At 67.9% G+C, this 15542-nt stretch carries 11 protein-coding genes; 9 read left to right on the plus strand and 2 right to left on the minus strand.

The window, feature by feature from the left end:
• Window position 1 precedes the first annotated feature (1 nt).
• The 6 genes from hypD to BKN51_RS14295 all read left to right on the plus strand — a co-directional run bounded on the left by hypD (window position 2) and on the right by BKN51_RS14295 (window position 5566).
• Complete coding sequence (hypD, locus tag BKN51_RS14270) at window positions 2–1129, plus strand: hydrogenase formation protein HypD (RefSeq protein ID WP_101608113.1); 1128 nt, start codon at window positions 2–4, stop codon at window positions 1127–1129.
• On the plus strand, window positions 1126–2229 hold the full coding sequence (hypE, locus tag BKN51_RS14275) for a hydrogenase expression/formation protein HypE (RefSeq protein WP_101608114.1): 1104 nt from the start codon (window positions 1126–1128) through the stop codon (window positions 2227–2229). The genes hypD and hypE overlap by 4 nt, the downstream gene beginning before the upstream one ends.
• Window positions 2230–2239: 10 nt before the next feature.
• Window positions 2240–2623 (plus strand): hydrogenase maturation nickel metallochaperone HypA/HybF, encoded by a 384-nt coding sequence (locus tag BKN51_RS14280; protein WP_101608115.1) that lies wholly within the window; start codon window positions 2240–2242, stop codon window positions 2621–2623.
• Window positions 2578–3333 (plus strand): hydrogenase nickel incorporation protein HypB, encoded by a 756-nt coding sequence (gene hypB, locus BKN51_RS14285; protein ID WP_101608116.1) that lies wholly within the window; start codon window positions 2578–2580, stop codon window positions 3331–3333. Before BKN51_RS14280 ends, hypB begins: the two co-directional genes overlap by 46 nt.
• Window positions 3334–3397: 64 nt before the next feature.
• Window positions 3398–4165 carry a DUF1206 domain-containing protein gene (locus BKN51_RS14290; protein ID WP_101613215.1) on the plus strand — a complete coding sequence of 256 codons (768 nt, stop codon included), beginning with the start codon at window positions 3398–3400 and terminating at the stop codon, window positions 4163–4165.
• A 51-nt stretch (window positions 4166–4216) separates the two neighbouring features.
• The gene (locus tag BKN51_RS14295) at window positions 4217–5566 is read left to right on the plus strand and encodes a DUF2252 domain-containing protein (protein WP_101608117.1); all 1350 of its coding nucleotides are present in this window, start codon (window positions 4217–4219) and stop codon (window positions 5564–5566) included.
• A gap of 18 nt (window positions 5567–5584) precedes the next feature.
• Here the strand turns inward: BKN51_RS14295 and BKN51_RS14300 are convergent, their stop codons facing one another.
• Window positions 5585–8155 carry an FtsX-like permease family protein gene (locus tag BKN51_RS14300; RefSeq protein WP_101608118.1) on the minus strand — a complete coding sequence of 857 codons (2571 nt, stop codon included), beginning with the start codon at window positions 8153–8155 and terminating at the stop codon, window positions 5585–5587.
• A 4-nt stretch (window positions 8156–8159) separates the two neighbouring features.
• Window positions 8160–8900, minus strand: coding sequence for an ABC transporter ATP-binding protein (locus BKN51_RS14305; protein ID WP_101613216.1), 741 nt, complete (start codon window positions 8898–8900; stop codon window positions 8160–8162).
• 1185 nt (window positions 8901–10085) lie between these two features.
• Here BKN51_RS14305 and BKN51_RS14310 point away from each other — a divergent pair.
• The 3 genes from BKN51_RS14310 to BKN51_RS14320 all read left to right on the plus strand — a co-directional run bounded on the left by BKN51_RS14310 (window position 10086) and on the right by BKN51_RS14320 (window position 15374).
• Window positions 10086–12962 (plus strand): AfsR/SARP family transcriptional regulator, encoded by a 2877-nt coding sequence (locus BKN51_RS14310; RefSeq protein WP_199192995.1) that lies wholly within the window; start codon window positions 10086–10088, stop codon window positions 12960–12962.
• A gap of 577 nt (window positions 12963–13539) precedes the next feature.
• Window positions 13540–14739: a sensor histidine kinase gene (locus BKN51_RS14315; protein WP_101608119.1), complete on the plus strand. Its 1200-nt coding sequence runs from the start codon at window positions 13540–13542 to the stop codon at window positions 14737–14739.
• Window positions 14727–15374, plus strand: a complete 648-nt coding sequence (locus BKN51_RS14320) for a response regulator (RefSeq protein WP_101608120.1) — start codon at window positions 14727–14729, stop codon at window positions 15372–15374. Before BKN51_RS14315 ends, BKN51_RS14320 begins: the two co-directional genes overlap by 13 nt.
• Window positions 15375–15542 lie beyond the last annotated feature (168 nt).

Genomic DNA, 15542 nt, shown 5'->3' on the forward strand with positions numbered 1-15542 from the left:
CATGCGTTTTGTGGACGAGTTCCGCGACGCCGAGAAGGCCAGGGCGCTGGCTTCGAAGATCGCCGGTCTGTGCGAACCCGGCCGGGAGTACAAGTTCATGGAGGTGTGCGGCGGGCACACCCACACCATCTACAAACACGGGCTCGAGGACTACCTTCCCGAAGCCATCACCCTCGTGCACGGCCCCGGCTGCCCGGTGTGCGTCATTCCGATGGGCCGCATCGACGACGCCATCAGCATCGCCCGCCGACCCGGGGTGCTCATGACCTCGTTCGGCGACATGATGCGCGTCCCCGGCAGCGACGGGAACTTCTTCGACTCCAACGCCGAGGGCACCAACATCAGGATGGTCTACTCGCCGCTCGACTCGCTCAAGATCGCCCGGCAGAACCCGGACCAGCAGGTCGTGTTCATGGCGATCGGGTTCGAGACGACCACGCCGTCCACCGCGATGACGGTCCTGCGCGCGGCCGCGGAAGGGATCGGCAACTTCTCGATCTTCTGCAACCACATCACCATCATCCCCGCGATCAAGGCGATCCTCGACTCCCCCGACCTGCGTCTCGACGGGTTCATCGGCCCCGGCCACGTCTCCACGGTGATCGGCTGCCGTCCGTACGAGTTCATCGCCGGGCGGTACGGCAAGCCGATCGTGGTCGCCGGGTTCGAACCGCTCGACATCCTGCAGTCGATCTACCTGCTGATGCTGCAACTCAAGGAAGGCCGCTCCGAGGTCGAGAACCAGTACTCGCGGGTGGTGCCCTGGGAAGGGAACCCGACCGCGCTGCGTGCGATCAACGAGACGATGCGGTTGCGGCCGTACTTCGAATGGCGCGGGCTCGGGTTCATCTCGCATTCGGCGTTGCGGCTGCGCGACGAGTACGCCAGGTTCGACGCCGAACTGAAGTACGAGGTCCCCGGTGTGCGGGTCGCCGACCCCAAGGCCTGCCAATGCGGCGAAGTACTCAAGGGAGTGCTGAAACCGTGGGAGTGCAAGGTGTTCGGCACCGCGTGCACCCCGGAGACACCGATCGGGACGTGCATGGTCTCCCCCGAGGGCGCCTGCGCCGCGTACTACAACTTCGGCCGGTTCACCCGGACCAGGGTGCGCGAGGCGAGCGTCCGATGAGCACGTCGACAGAGTCGACAGGATTGCCGTCGGAACGCGAACAGCGGGTGCTCGACCGGATCGACAAGGCCCGGCGCCGCCGCCCGAAGGTCCGCGAGGAGCGCATCACACTCGCGCACGGCTCCGGCGGCAAGGCCACCCAGACCCTCATCGAGGCGATCTTCCTCGACGCGTTCCGCAATCCCCTGCTCGAACCGCTGGAGGACGCGGCGCGGCTGACGATCGACGGCTCACGGCTGGCGCTCACCACCGATTCGTACGTCGTGTCGCCGCTGTTCTTCCCCGGCGGGAACATCGGCGACCTCGCGGTCAACGGCACGGTCAACGACCTCGCCGTGTCCGGCGCGAAACCGCTGTACCTGACGGCGGGTTTCATCCTGGAAGAAGGCTTCCCGGTCGCGGACCTGATAAGGATCGTGGAGTCGATGAAACTGGCCGCCGAAGCCGCCGGGGTGTCCATCGTGACCGGCGACACGAAGGTCGTCCAGCGCGGGAAGGCCGACGGCTGCTACATCAACACCGCCGGCGTCGGCGTGCTCGGTACCCCGCACGAGCTCGGCGTCGCGACGATCCGGCCCGGTGACGCGGTCCTGGTGTCCGGCCCGATCGGCGAGCACGGCGTCACCGTCATGCTGGCGCGCGGCGAACTCGACATCGAGGCCGATCTCGTGTCCGACACCGCGCCGGTCCACGGTCTCGCCGCCGCCCTGCTGGACGCCGCACCGGGAGTGCGGGCGATGCGCGACGCCACGCGGGGCGGTGTCGCGACGATCCTCAACGAAGCCGCGAAGGCCGCCGACGTCGCCGTGGTGGTCGACGAAGACCAAGTCCCGGTCGGGCACGAGGTGCGCGGCGCGTCGGAACTGCTCGGCATCGACCCGCTCTACGTCGCCTGCGAGGGCCGGATCGTGGTCTTCGTGGACGGTGCCCAGGCCGATCTGGCACTCGACACGATGCGCGCGCATCCACTCGGCACGAAGGCGGCGATCATCGGCCGGGTCAAGGCCGATCCACCTGGCCTGGTTCTGCTGAACACGGTGTTCGGCGGGACCCGGATCTGCGATCTGCTGGTCGGCGATCCCCTGCCGCGGATCTGCTGAAGGAGCGCCCGTGCACGAACTGGCGATCACGCAGGCCGCGGTCGAGGAGATCACGCGGCGGCTGGGGGAAACCCCGATCCGCAAGGTGACGCTGGAGATCGGGGCACTTTCGGGCGTGGTCGTCGATTCGGTGCGGTTCTGTTTCGAGGTCATCGTGGACGGCACCCCGTTGCGGGACGCGGTACTGGAAGTGATCGAACCGCCGGGACGCGCTCGCTGCCGCGACTGCGCCCGCGAATTCACCGTCGAAGATCCCCGGATCCCCCTGTGCCCTCGCTGTGGCGGCGCGAACCTGCGGGTGCTCGGCGGGCAGGAACTCCGGATCAAATCTGTGGAGGTGCGAGGCGAATGTGCGCAACCTGCGGGTGCTCGGACGACGCCGGAGTCCGAGTGATCGACCCGTCGTCGGCCGGGCATGAACACGGACACGGCCATGGGCACTCACATCCGGAACCCGACCGGACCGTGCTGCTGGAACAGGACATCCTCGCGGCCAACGACCGGCTGGCGGCGGACAACCGGACGTGGCTGGCCGCGCGGGGCATCCACACGCTGAACGTGATGAGCTCCCCCGGTTCCGGCAAGACGACGCTGCTGGCCCGCACCATCGTCGACCGCGGCCGCACCCTGCCGATGTCGGTGATCGAAGGCGACCAGGAGACGATCTTCGACGCCGAGCGGATCAGGGCGACCGGCTGCCGCGTGGTGCAGATCAACACCGGGGCCGGCTGCCATCTCGACGCGGGCATGCTGGCCAAGGCGCTGCACACCCTCGCGCCGCCGCCGCGGTCCACGGTGTTCATCGAGAACGTCGGGAACCTCGTCTGCCCGGCGCTGTTCGATCTCGGTGAGGCCGCGCGGGTGGTGGTCATGTCGGTCACCGAGGGCGCCGACAAACCGCTGAAGTACCCGCACATGTTCCGGACCGCGGACGTCGTGCTGCTCAACAAGATCGACCTGCTGCCGTACGTCGACTTCGACGTCGAGTCGTTCACCGAGGATCTGACGCGGGTGAACCCCCGGCCGGAGGTGCTGTGCCTGTCCGCGACGACGGGTACGGGCCTCGACGAGTGGTACGGCTGGCTGGACGGTCGCGAAAGCTGACAGATCGGACACATTGGGCCGCCCGGCCCTGGTGAACGCGCGGCCGCTCGACAAGGATCGCCCGATGCGCGACAGCAAGACGTTCGACCTGATCGCCCGGGGCGGGCTCGTCTGTTACGCCGTGGTGCATCTGCTCGTCGCGTGGCTCGCGGCGCAGGTCGCCCTCGGCGACAAGGCCAGGGCGGACAAGGCGGGCGCCCTGCAGGTGGTGGTCGCGGAAGGCGGCGCGTGGCTGCTGTGGCTGATCGCGGCCGGTCTCGCCGTACTGGCGTTGTGGCAGCTCAGCGAGGCGGCCACCGGGCACCGGCACGTGGACGCGCGGCGGCGGACGGTCCGCAGGATCGTCAGCGGGATCGAGGTCGTGCTGTACGGCCTCGTCTCCTACAGCGCGGTGAAGGTCGCGATCTCGGGCGCGGACGACGGCCAGGGCTCCATGGTCGCCGACATCCTCGCGGAGTCCTACGGCCAGGTTCTGGTGACGGTCGTCGGGATCGGCGTCGTCGCGGTGGCGGTGTTCCTCGCCCAGCGCGGGTTCCGGAAGACCTTCGTGCGGGAGCTCGACTTCGGGAAGGCGTCGGGGACGACCCGCACCACGACGATCCGGCTCGGCCAGGTCGGCTGGATCGCGCTCTCCGCCGCGTACGGCACCATCGGCGTGCTGACGGTCATCGCCGCGGTCACCTTCGACCCCGCCAAGGCGAGCGGACTCGACGCCGCGCTGAAGACGCTCGTCGCCCAGCCTTACGGCGGCCCGATGCTGCTCACGCTCGCGGCCGGGATCGCCGCTTTCGGGGCCTTCGCACTGCTGGACGCCCGATTCCGCAAGATCTGATCTGCCCGGCGAACCGACCTGTGGCACCGTGAGAGCCGTCTGGAGGTCGTGATGGCAGGTGTGGTCGAGTGGATCCGCGAGCAGGGCGAGGACGATCGGCAGGCGCGGATCGTCGAAGTGCTGGTCGACGCCTTCGAAGACCTCATGCGCGCGGACGCCGACGCGTTCCGCCGCAAGTTCCGCAAGATGGCGGCCGCCCCGTTCGCGTTCTACCGCGGTTCGGCGTGCCTGTTCTACGCGGACATGGCACACGAGGAAGACCCGTGGGCGAACGACGAGACCAGCCGCGTGTGGATCCAGGGCGATCTCCACGCCGAGAACTTCGGCAGCTACATGGATTCGTCCGGGACGCTGGTGTTCGACGTCAACGACTTCGACGAGGCCTACCTCGGCTGCTTCACCTGGGACCTCAAACGGCTCGCGGCCAGTGTCGCGCTGCTGGCGTGGAGCAAGGCGATCTCGGACGACGACATCGAGACGCTGATCGGCACCTACCTGCGCGCCTACGTGAAGCAGGTCCGCGAGTACGCCGAACGCCCCGGCGACGAACTCGTCCGGCTCCAGCTGGACAGCACCGAGGGCATCCTGCACAACGTGCTGCTCCGTGCCCGGCTCAAGACGCGGATCGACCTGCTCGACGAAGTGACCACCGTGGAGGATTACGACCGGAGGTTCCGGCACGGCCCGGGGGTCCGGGTCCTGGAGAAGGCGGAACGCAAGACCGCGATCGCCGCCTTCGAGTCCTATTTGGACACCATTCCGGAGAACAAACGGTTCGGCAGCATCACCTACCGGGTCAAGGACATCGTCGGCCGGACCGGCTTCGGCATCGGCTCGGCCGGGCTGCCCGCGTACAACATCCTCGTCGAAGGACGGACCCAGGCGCTCGAGAACGACGTCGTCCTTTCGATGAAACAAGGGAATGTCGCGGCGCCGAGCCGGATCGTGTCCGAGCAGAGCATCCGCGACTACTTCACCAACGAGGGGCACCGCACCGCCGTCTCGCAGCGCGCGCTGCAGGCGCACGCGGATCCTTGGCTCGGCTACACGGAGATCGACGGGACCGGGTTCGTCGTCTCCGAGTTGTCGCCCTACGTCGACGACCTGGACTGGTCGGATCTGACGGAACCGGCGGAGATGGGACCGGTGCTCGACTATCTCGGCCGGGCCACCGCGAAGATGCACTGTGTGTCCGATTCGGACTCCGAGCAGACGCTCGTCGACTTCCAGAGCGAAGCGGCCATCGCCGAAGTGATCGGTGACCGCGAAGACGAGTTCGTCCGCACGCTGACCGAGTTCGGGATGGCCTACGCCGAGCAGTCACGGGAGGACCACCGATTGTTCGTGGACGCCTTCCGCGGCGGGAAGATCCCCGCCGTCCGGCCCGCCGCGGAGGGCTGACCGGACGACGGGGACCGGCTATTCGCGGAGGCCGATCGCCTCGATCGGCTTGGACCGCAGCGCCACCCGCGTGGCGAGGCCGAGCGAGACCAGGCCGAGCAGGATCGCCCCGGCGATGACCCCGCCGAAGACGGCGATCGTGCCGGACGGCAGCGGTGTCCCGCGCAGGCCGAGGTTCAGCAGCATCAGGGGAACCCCCGCCACCACGGTCCCCAGCAGGGCCGCGACCCCGACGGTCGCCAGTGCTTCGAACCGCATCATGCGGACCACCTGGCGTTTCGTGGTGCCGATCAGGCGCAGCAGCGCGAACTCCCGCGAGCGCTGCGCCGTGCTCATCACCAGCGTGTTGGCCACCGAGATCACGACGTAGCCGAGGATCACGCCGACCGCGACCAGGTTGACGTAGAACTGGGCCTGCTGCTGACCGCCGGCGGGCGCGGCGACCGCGGATCCCGGTGTCACGACCAGACCCGGATAACGAGCCGCGAGGTCGCGCAGGGCGGCGGTCACCGTCGCGGAGTCCGCGTCGGGCTGCTGCCGCACGAGCACCGAATCGTCCCTCCGGTCACCGGTGTGCGCCCTGGCCAGCTCGACGGGCAGCACGTAGCGGCCGAACGCCTGGTCACGGGTGTACGTGGCGACCAGCCGCAGTTTCGCCGGAGCGCCGTCACCGTAGTAGAACTCGACCTCATCGCCGATCTTCTTCTCGTACCAGTCGGCTTCCCGCTCGCTCATCGCCACGGTGTTCCCGGTCAGGTCGGTGATCTTGCCCGACACGACGCCCAGGTCGAGGTTCCCGCGGACCTGTGTTCCGTCGAGCCCCTGCGCCCCGTACCGGTCGACGCGCACTCTGTCCTGCTCCTGCACCGTGTTCATCACCTCGGTGCGCACGACCGGGGTCGCGGCGGCGACGCCGGCGATCCGTCGCGCGGCCTCGGCCACCTCCGGGGACAGGCCACCGGTGGTACTGGCGAGCACGTGGTCCGCGGTGGTCGACTCCACGGTCTCTTCCTGCCGGGCGGCGGCCGCGGAGGTCTGGCTGTAGAACATCGTCAGGGCGAACGAGACCGCCAGCATCACCGGCGTCACCGCGGCGGCGAGGCGCCGCGAGTTGGCCTGGCTGTTCGCGGCGGCCAGGTAGCCGCTGATCCTCGACGTCCGATTGAGCACCGGCGCGATCAGCTTCGTCATGAACGCGACCACCTTCGGGCTGACCACGGCCAGCCCGATCACGATGATCAGCGATGAGCCCGACGAAGCCGCGAGCCCTGGTTCACCGGGCAGGAAGATCGGGACCATCGAGCCCGCGAGACCGGCCACCACCAGCGCGCCGCCGACGATGACGCGCACACGGCCGAGCTCACGCCGTTCCACCGCGGCCTCGCCGAGCGCCTCCACCGGGCGGATCGAGGACGGACGTCGCGAAGCCGACCACGCGGCCAACCGGGCCGTGCCCAGGCCGAGCGCCAGCGCGGCGACGAGCGGGATCGGGCTGAGCGCCAGCTCGAAGTCCGGCGGGATCACCCCGATCCCGGCGAAGGCGTTCCTCAATCCGAAGCCAACGGCCACGCCGAGACCGCTGCCGAGCACCCCGGCTACCGACGCGACCAGCATGGTCTCGGCGCCGATCAGCTTGCGGATCTGCTGGGGTGTCGCCGCGATCGCCCGCAGCAGCGCGAACTCCCGGCGACGCTGGTTGATGACCAGCGCCAGTGTGCTGGCCACGACGAACACCGCGATGAGGAGCGCGAACCCGCCGAACGAACCCGCGAGCGCCATCAGGAGCATGCGGGTCTGGCTGACGTCGAGGAACTCGACCGTGCTGCGCTCGACCCCGGTCGTCACCGTTACCTTGTCGGTGCCGACCGCGGCGCTGATCCGGTCGGCGAGGTCGCCCGGCGTGACACCCGGGTCCGCCAGCACGCCGATCGCGTGCACCTGGCCGGGCGTCCCGGCGAGCTCGGCGGCCTTCTCCTGCGAGAAGAACACCGAGGACTGACGGCTGAGGCCGTCGCCCGACTTCGGGGCGGCGATCCCGGAGACCAAGTAGTCCACCGGCGTCGAACGGACGGCGATCTTCACCTGCTGACCGGCCGTCACCCCGCTCCGGGACGCCAGTTCCGCGTCGAGGACGACCTCGTCGGGACCGGCGGGTGCGCGGCCGTCACGCAAGGAGAAAGGCGCCAGTTTGGCGGCGTCCCAGTTGTGGCCGAGCGACTGGCCGCCTTCCGGCCCGTTCAGCGCGCGGCCGTCGGCCGTCACGACGTTGGCGGGGAAGCTCTGCTCCGCCACCACGCCGCGGACACCCGGCACCGACGTGATCGTCCCGGCGATCGTCACCGGCACCGAGGCCTGCTCCCCGACCTGCTGGGTTTCCATCGGGCCTGCACCGGGCGGGTCGACCGTCTGCTGCCCGCCGACGACGACCGCCGCGTCCGCGTACCGCTGTGTCGGGACACCGGCCCGCAGCCCGGACTCCATCAGGATGCCGCAGCCGGCGACGAGCGCCGTGCCGCAGAGGATCGCGATGAACGCGCCGACGAAGCCGCTCAGGCGGGTCTTGATCGTCTGCCATGCCAAATCCCACATGACGTCACCACTCCCCGAGGTGGGTCATGCGCTCGGCGACACGTTCCGGCGTCGGCTGCGGGAGGTGACCCGCGAGCTTGCCGTCGGCCAGGAACAGCACGCCGTGCGCGGCCGAGGCCGCCACCGGGTCGTGTGTGACCATCAGCACGGTCTGCCCCATGTCGTCCACAATGGAACGGAGCAGGTCGAGCACCTGGCGCGCGGTGCGCGTGTCCAGCGCACCGGTCGGTTCGTCGGCGAGGACGACCTCCGGCCGGGTGACCAGCGCGCGGGCGATCGCGACCCGCTGCTGCTGGCCGCCGGAGAGTTCCGACGGGCGGTGTTCGAGCCGCTTCGCGATCCCGACCCCCTCGACGATCTCGCGCAGCCACTGCGGGTCGGGCTTCTGCCCGGCCAGGCGCATCGGGAGCGTGATGTTCTGCAGCACGTTCAGCGACGGCAACAGGTTGTAGGCCTGGAAGATGAACCCGATGCGGGTCCTCCGCAGCTCAGTGAGCGCTTTCTCACGCAGCTTGCTGAGTTCGGTGTCACCGAGCAGAACCCGTCCCGAGCTCGGCCGGTCGAGCCCGGCCGCGCAGTGCAGGAAGGTGCTCTTGCCCGATCCCGACGGTCCCATCACGGCGGTGAACGTGCCCTTGCGCACCCCGACGGTCACCCCGTTCAAAGCAGTGACCGCGCCGTCACCGGAACCGTAGACCTTGCTCACGGATTCCAGTGCCAAGGCGCACGTGCCCCCTGAATTCATCATTTCCCCTTAAGCGGTGGTGATCTCTCTCGTCAAACCTACGGTCGGCGAGGGCTCGGATCGATCCCGCGTGAGGGAAGACTCGTGGTAGTGCTGGCACCACCACGACCGGTTGATCGGCGGTCACGACGCTGTGCCGGGTGGCGCGGGAGGGGGCCGCAGGCGCGCCAGGGAGACCTGAAGCTCCCGGCTGTCCTCAAGGGACACTTCCAGGCAGCTGGTTGCCCGTTTCATACCGTATGTGCGCTTTGCTAAGGGGGTCGCGAGTGGCAATGCGCGTTCCATTGAGGGGTAAGTCAAATGTGGCATGACCGAGCCTCTAGAGGCGACCTCGTGGCATGATTCTGGACCGGCCTGCGGGCGCCAGTCGCTCCCGAATGTCCACAAGGGACACTCTCTGGCGACAGAATGTCCGATTGATGGTTAGATGTGCGGTTTTCGAGGGGGTCGTGAGTGGCAAAGAGGGTTAGAACCCGCTTTGCCACTCACGATCCCATCCGCAAAGCGTGCATATGGGTATCAATCGGACATTTACCCGGCCAAATGTGTCCCGTGTGGACAGTCAGGGGTGCGGCCAGTCCAGATCCGCGATACTGAAGGCTCCCTTCACCGCATCGGACGCGGCGAAGGGAGCCTTCAGTCCGGCACGACCCGCCCGCGAACACGACACGTTTGCCCTTCCCCTGTTCCACCCCTCTTTGCCACTCACGACCCCCGGACACCAGCTCCCCGGCTGTCCTTAAGGGACACTTCCAGGCAGCGGTCGGCTCTCGCTTGATCGGGTCCGGACACCGGGATGATCGCCGAACCGACAGCGACCATCGCGGTCACGCTGATCTTCGTCACCCGTATCACGATCGACCTCCATCTCCGGCACATTGATCCGACTATCCTGAGCATGCGCGAAAGGCCCTTCCTGATTCGCGGAGGCATGCCGCTCAGTGAGCGACCGGTGAAATCCTCGGCAGCCCGGCTACCTCACCAAGATGACCAAGATGCCTGCCCGCCCTGGCACGAATCTTGGATTCTCCTTGTATCCCGTGCCGGAACAGCGTGACGATATAGTAAAACAAAGGCGTCTACTTCTGCGTCATCCGTCGAACCGACCCCGATTCACCATGAATTTCCGTTGTTCGACCGGCGCCACCAACCAGGACCACCACGAATTCCCCCGGATCAATTCCGTTGACCATCGGCGCGAGGGGGCCGAGTTGTAAAACTCAGGGAATTCTGGGATTTTCCTTGTATCCTCCCTCGTACTTGACTCGGGGAGGAGGGGCCTTGATCGAGTTCGGACTTCTGGGAGAGATAGAGGCCCGCTGGAACGGCGAGCCGATGGAACTCGGCCACAAGCGGCAGCGATCGGTGTTGGTGGTACTCCTGACCGAACCGAATCGAGTGATGTCCGCCGACCAGCTGATCGACCGGGTGTGGGCCCGGCAACCACCCCGTGGTGCCCGTGGCACGCTGTATGGCTACCTGTATCGGCTACGGCAGGCATTGGCCGAAGCCTCGGACGTCGACATCGTGCGAAGATCCGGCGGCTACGCGCTGAGCGTCGACCTCCGGGCCGTGGACCTGCACCGGTTTCGTGACTTGATCGGCCGAGCCAACGAGGCCGAAGGGGAATGCGCGCTGACCCTGTTCGACGAGGCGCTCGGACTGTGGCGGGGCGAAGCCTTCGCCGGGATCGATCTTCCTTTCGTCAATGCCCTGCGGGACACGGTGAACAAAGAGCGGCTCGCGGCGCAGTTGGACCGTAACGACCTCGCGTTACGCCTTGGACAGCACGCGGTGGCACTGCCCGCTCTCGCTGCCATGGCCACCGAGAATCCGCTGAACGAACGGGTGGCCTGCCAACTGGTCCTGGCCCTGTATCGCGATGGCCGTGCGGCCGAGGCGTTGGAGCACTACGAGCAGATACGAAGACGGCTGGCCGACGAGTTCGGTGCCGACCCCGGGTCCGCCTTGCGGGAGTTGTATCACCGGCTGCTGACGGCCGACCCGGCCTTGTCCGCCCCCGTCGTTCCCGGCAGGCCGAGTACACCGCCGCGGCAGCTTCCCTCACCGCCCGGGTCGTTCGTCGGACGGGCTCGCGAACTGGCCGAACTCGACGGCTTCCTGGCCACGCGGGGCGACACCGATATCGTCGCCACGATCGATGGCAGCGGTGGCATCGGCAAGTCCTGGCTGACCTTGCACTGGGCTCACCGCAACCTCGACCAGTTCCCGGACGGGCAGCTGTACTGGGACCTTCGCGGGTTCGATCCGGCGGCAGGCCCCGCGCCGCCGACCGTCGTACTCTGCGGGTTCATCGAGGCTCTCGGTATCGATCCCGAAACGATCCCGACGGGTACCGATGCCCAGGCCGGACTGTTCCGCAGTGTGACCGCCAACCGCAGGTTGCTGATCATTCTGGACAACGCCAGGGACTCCGCCCATGTCCTGCCGCTTCTGCCAGGGTCACCGTCTTGCACCGTCGTGGTCACGTCGAGGAACCAGCTCACCAGTCTGACCGCCTCGCACAACGCTCGACGGCTCACGGTGAAAGCGCTGAACACAGCGGAGGCGACCGAGTTGCTGACCCGCAAACTGGGCAGGGAGCGGGTGATCTCCCAGCCCGAGGCCGTCGCCGAGCTGCTGGGTCATTGCGCCGGTCTTCCTCTGGCGCTGGGCATCGTGGCGGCGCGCGCCTGCACCAACCCCGGCTTCCCGTTGGCGGTGCTGGCCGACGAGCTACACGATGTTTCCACCCGCCTCGACGCTCTGGACACCGGCGAGCCGACGAGCAGCGTTCGTGCGGTGTTTTCCGCCTCCTACCAAGCCCTTCGACCGGATGTCGCGAGGGTGTTCCGGCTGCTGGGCCTGGTACCGAGCCCCGACATCAGCCTCGCCGCGGTGGCGAGTCTCGCCGGTCAGCCCAAGGCCGGCACCCACATCGCCATGCGCGGTCTCGAGGCGGCGCATCTCGTGCAGCAGCCTGTCCCCGGCCGATATCGTATGCACGACCTCGTCCGGCTGTATTCGGCCGAACACGCGCAGTGCGACGAGCCTGCCGATTCCCGAACGGCGGCGGTCCGGCGATTGTGTCTTTTCCATCTCCAGACGGCGTACGCCGCAGACCGCCTCGTCTATCCTCAGCGCCCGCCGATCACGCTGGCCTCGGCGGAAACCGGCGGTGTGCCGCATTCGATAGTGGACCGCGCTTCCGCGATGACCTGGTTCGAACAGGAGTTTCCCTGCCTGCTCGCAGTTCAGCACCTTGCCTCCGAGCAGGGCTGGGACACGCTCGTGTGGCAGCTGGCCTGGGTACTGCACAGTTTCTTCTGGAGGTCCGGCGACTGGCATGACTGCGTCGCCGCTTGGAGCCTCGGCGTGGCCGCGGCCGACCGGCTCGGAGCGCCCGACGTCCAGGCTTTGGCTCGTCGCAACCTCGGCGAGGTCTGCGCCCACGTGGGTGACCACGACGGAGCTCTCAAGAATCTCGAGCACGCACTCGAACTGGCCGAGTCGAGCGACGACCGGGCCGCGTTGGTACTCACCCACCGATCGCTGTCGGTCGCGTGGGAGCAACAAGGAGACGACAAGCGGGCGTTACGGCACGCCGAAGACATGCTGCGACTCTGCGAAGACACCGGGGACCATCTGGGAACCGCCGACGCACTGCACGGGATCGGCTGGCTCCAAGCCCGGCTCGGCCAGCACCGTCGAGCGACCGCCACCTGCGAGCAGGCTCTTGCGCTTGTCAAGCAGCATGACCGTCGCGAGGCCGAAGCCGCCGTCCTCGACAGTCTCGGCTACATAGCCCACCACTCCGGTCAAAGGGCCATGGCGCTGAAACACTTTCACCAAGCGCTCGCACTGTGCCGGGACCTGGGCAACACCCACATCGAGGCGGAAGTCCAGGTCCACCTCGGCGAAACACTCCGCGCGGACGGCGAACACGATCAGGCTCGCCAGGCATGGCAGCGGGCCCTTCACCTCTATGAAGAACAGCACCGCGTGGCGAAGGCCGAGAGCCTCCGACAGGAACTGGCCGCCGTGCCGCCCTCTGCACCGTGAGCCGGAAAACGGCGATCCCAGCTTTCGCCCAGATCCTCCGGGGAAGATGAGTGACACCTGGCCGTCAGGTGACCCACCGAGACCAGGCGGACGAACGAACAACGAACGCTGAGGGAAGAATGCGACAAGTCAAAGGACTCCTAGTGGTATGGGCATCGGCCGGTGTACTCGGCCTGATCGCACCAGGCCTCCCACTCGCTTCGCACGACGCGGCCGTGTCCACGGCGAGAGCCGGCACCGTACCTCCGCCGGACTACTCACCGGCCGGAACCGCTTGGTGCACCAACAGCACCCCTGCGGGAAATTGGGAACCGTGTTGACCCAGCGAGGGCTCGGCCCTCACCGGAGCCGGCCACGGCAGGTGGCCTGATCTCGCGTTGCCGCAGCGATCACGTCGTGTCGAGGGGTCACGACGTGGTACCGGCTCGGCTCGCGGCGGTCGTGCCCTCGACACAGGCGACATCGGCCTTGTCGAGGGCGCGATGAGCGGCATCGAGGGTGCTCGCGGCTTCACGAGGTCCTGATACGAGCAGGACCTGCGGTGACGCCGCCGCGGCCCGGATGGAAGACTGTCCGGGTGATCACCCGGCTGCGGTCCTGTTGGTCCGCGATCCGGTACCTGGCAATCGGCGCGGCCTCCTCCATGGTCGCCTGGTTCGCTCTCATGGGCATGATCTTCGTGCTGCTGATGTGCCCGTTCGGCGTCGGGATCCCGGCGTTGCCGATCGCGCTCCAGCTGATCCGGCGTCCGGTCAACTTCGAACGACGGCGGGCCGCGCGCCTGCTGGGCGAGCCGATCCCCGAGCCGTACCGCGCCGGGAACCCGGTGACGGATCCGGCCTCACGGCGGGACCTCGGCTGGCTCGCCTTCCACGCCGCCACCGGCTTCGTCATCGGGACGTTCGCCGTCGCGCTGCCGCTCGGCGGCCTCCGGCAGATCATCTCGGCGTTCGTCTGGCCGTCCGTCGACGGTGGGGTGGAGAGCTCGCTCGGCTTCATGGTGACGTCCTGGCCACTCGCGGCGCTCAGCGCGATCACCGGCGTCGGCATGATCGCGCTGATGTTCCTGTTCCCCAGGGTGGCCCGTTGGCAGGCATCCGCCGCGAAGAAGCTGCTCGCTCCCGCGCCCGGGGTCGTGCTGACCGACCGCGTCGTCGAACTGGCCGCGTCCCGCGCCGCCGCACTGGAGGCGCACGGCGCCGAACTCCGTCGTCTCGAACGGGATCTGCACGACGGGACGCAGGCGAGGATCGCCGCGGTGGTGCTGCAACTGGGGATCGCCGACTCGATTTTCGAGAAGAATCCGGAAAAGGCCCGGGAGTTGCTGGGCAAGGCGCAGGACACCGCGACCGGCGCGCTGGCCGAACTGCGGACCGTCGTGCGCAGTATCTATCCGCCGCTGCTGACCGACCGCGGCCTCGACGGCGCCGTCACCGCGCTGGCGGACCGCTGCCCCGTTCCGTGCACCGTGGACGTTCTCAGCAGCAGCCGTCGCCCGGCCGCTGTCGAAGCCGCCGCCTACTTCGTCGTCGCCGAGATGCTGACCAACATCACCAAGCACTCCGGCGCCGAACACGCCTCGATCACACTCGACGGCACCGCCGACACCCTGCTCATCGAAATCCGTGACGACGGCCACGGTGGCGCCGAAGAATCCGGCGGCAGCGGCCTGTCCGGCATCCGCAAGCGCGCCGAAGCGTTCGACGGGACCTTGAAGCTGACCAGCCCGGCCGGTGGGCCGACCGTACTGAAAGTGGAGCTGCCATGCGGGTCGTGATCGTCGAGGACGACGCGCTGTTGCGAGAAGGCCTGGTGTTGCTGCTGAACACTTCGGGCATCGACGTCACCGCGGCGGTGGACAACGTGGACGAATTCCTCGACCTGGTCACCAAGGAACGGCCCGACGCGGTGATCACCGACGTCCGGCTGCCGCCGACCCACACCGACGAAGGCCTCCGGGCCGCCGTCAAAGCGCGAAAGATGTACCCCGGGCTACCCGTCCTCGTGCTGTCCGCCCACGTCGAAACCGGCTACGCGGCCGAACTCCTGGCCGACGGCAAGGGCGCAGTCGGGTACTTGCTGAAGGAGCGGGTCGGGAAGGTCGAGAAGTTCCTCGATGCGCTGGACCGGGTCGTCAAGGGCGGGACGGCCATGGACCCCGAGGTGATCACCCAGCTGATGGCGCATCGCCGGGCGACCGACCCCCTCGAAGGACTGACCGCGCGGGAACGCGAGGTGCTCGGGCTGATGGCGGAGGGGTACAACAACACGACCATCGCCGAACTGCTGGTGGTGAGCGATGGCGCGGTGCACAAGCACATCCGGAACATCTTCGCGAAGCTCGGGTTGCCGGAGGACAGTGGGCACCGGCGGGTTTTGGCGGTTTTGGCCTACCTGGGCGGGAAGGGCTGAGTCCGTCCTTTCGGGACGGTTGGCCTTGACTGTCCCACCATGAGGGTCGCACCAGCCTTTCCGGGGTGTCGCGAAAGCCACTTTCGGGACGTCTGATGTCCCGAAAGTGGCTTTCGCGACACGGCCGCTCGGCATCGGACGCGCCGCCTTTGCCTTAGCCCTCAATAG

The organism is Amycolatopsis sp. BJA-103 (assembly GCF_002849735.1).
GTDB lineage: Bacteria > Actinomycetota > Actinomycetes > Mycobacteriales > Pseudonocardiaceae > Amycolatopsis.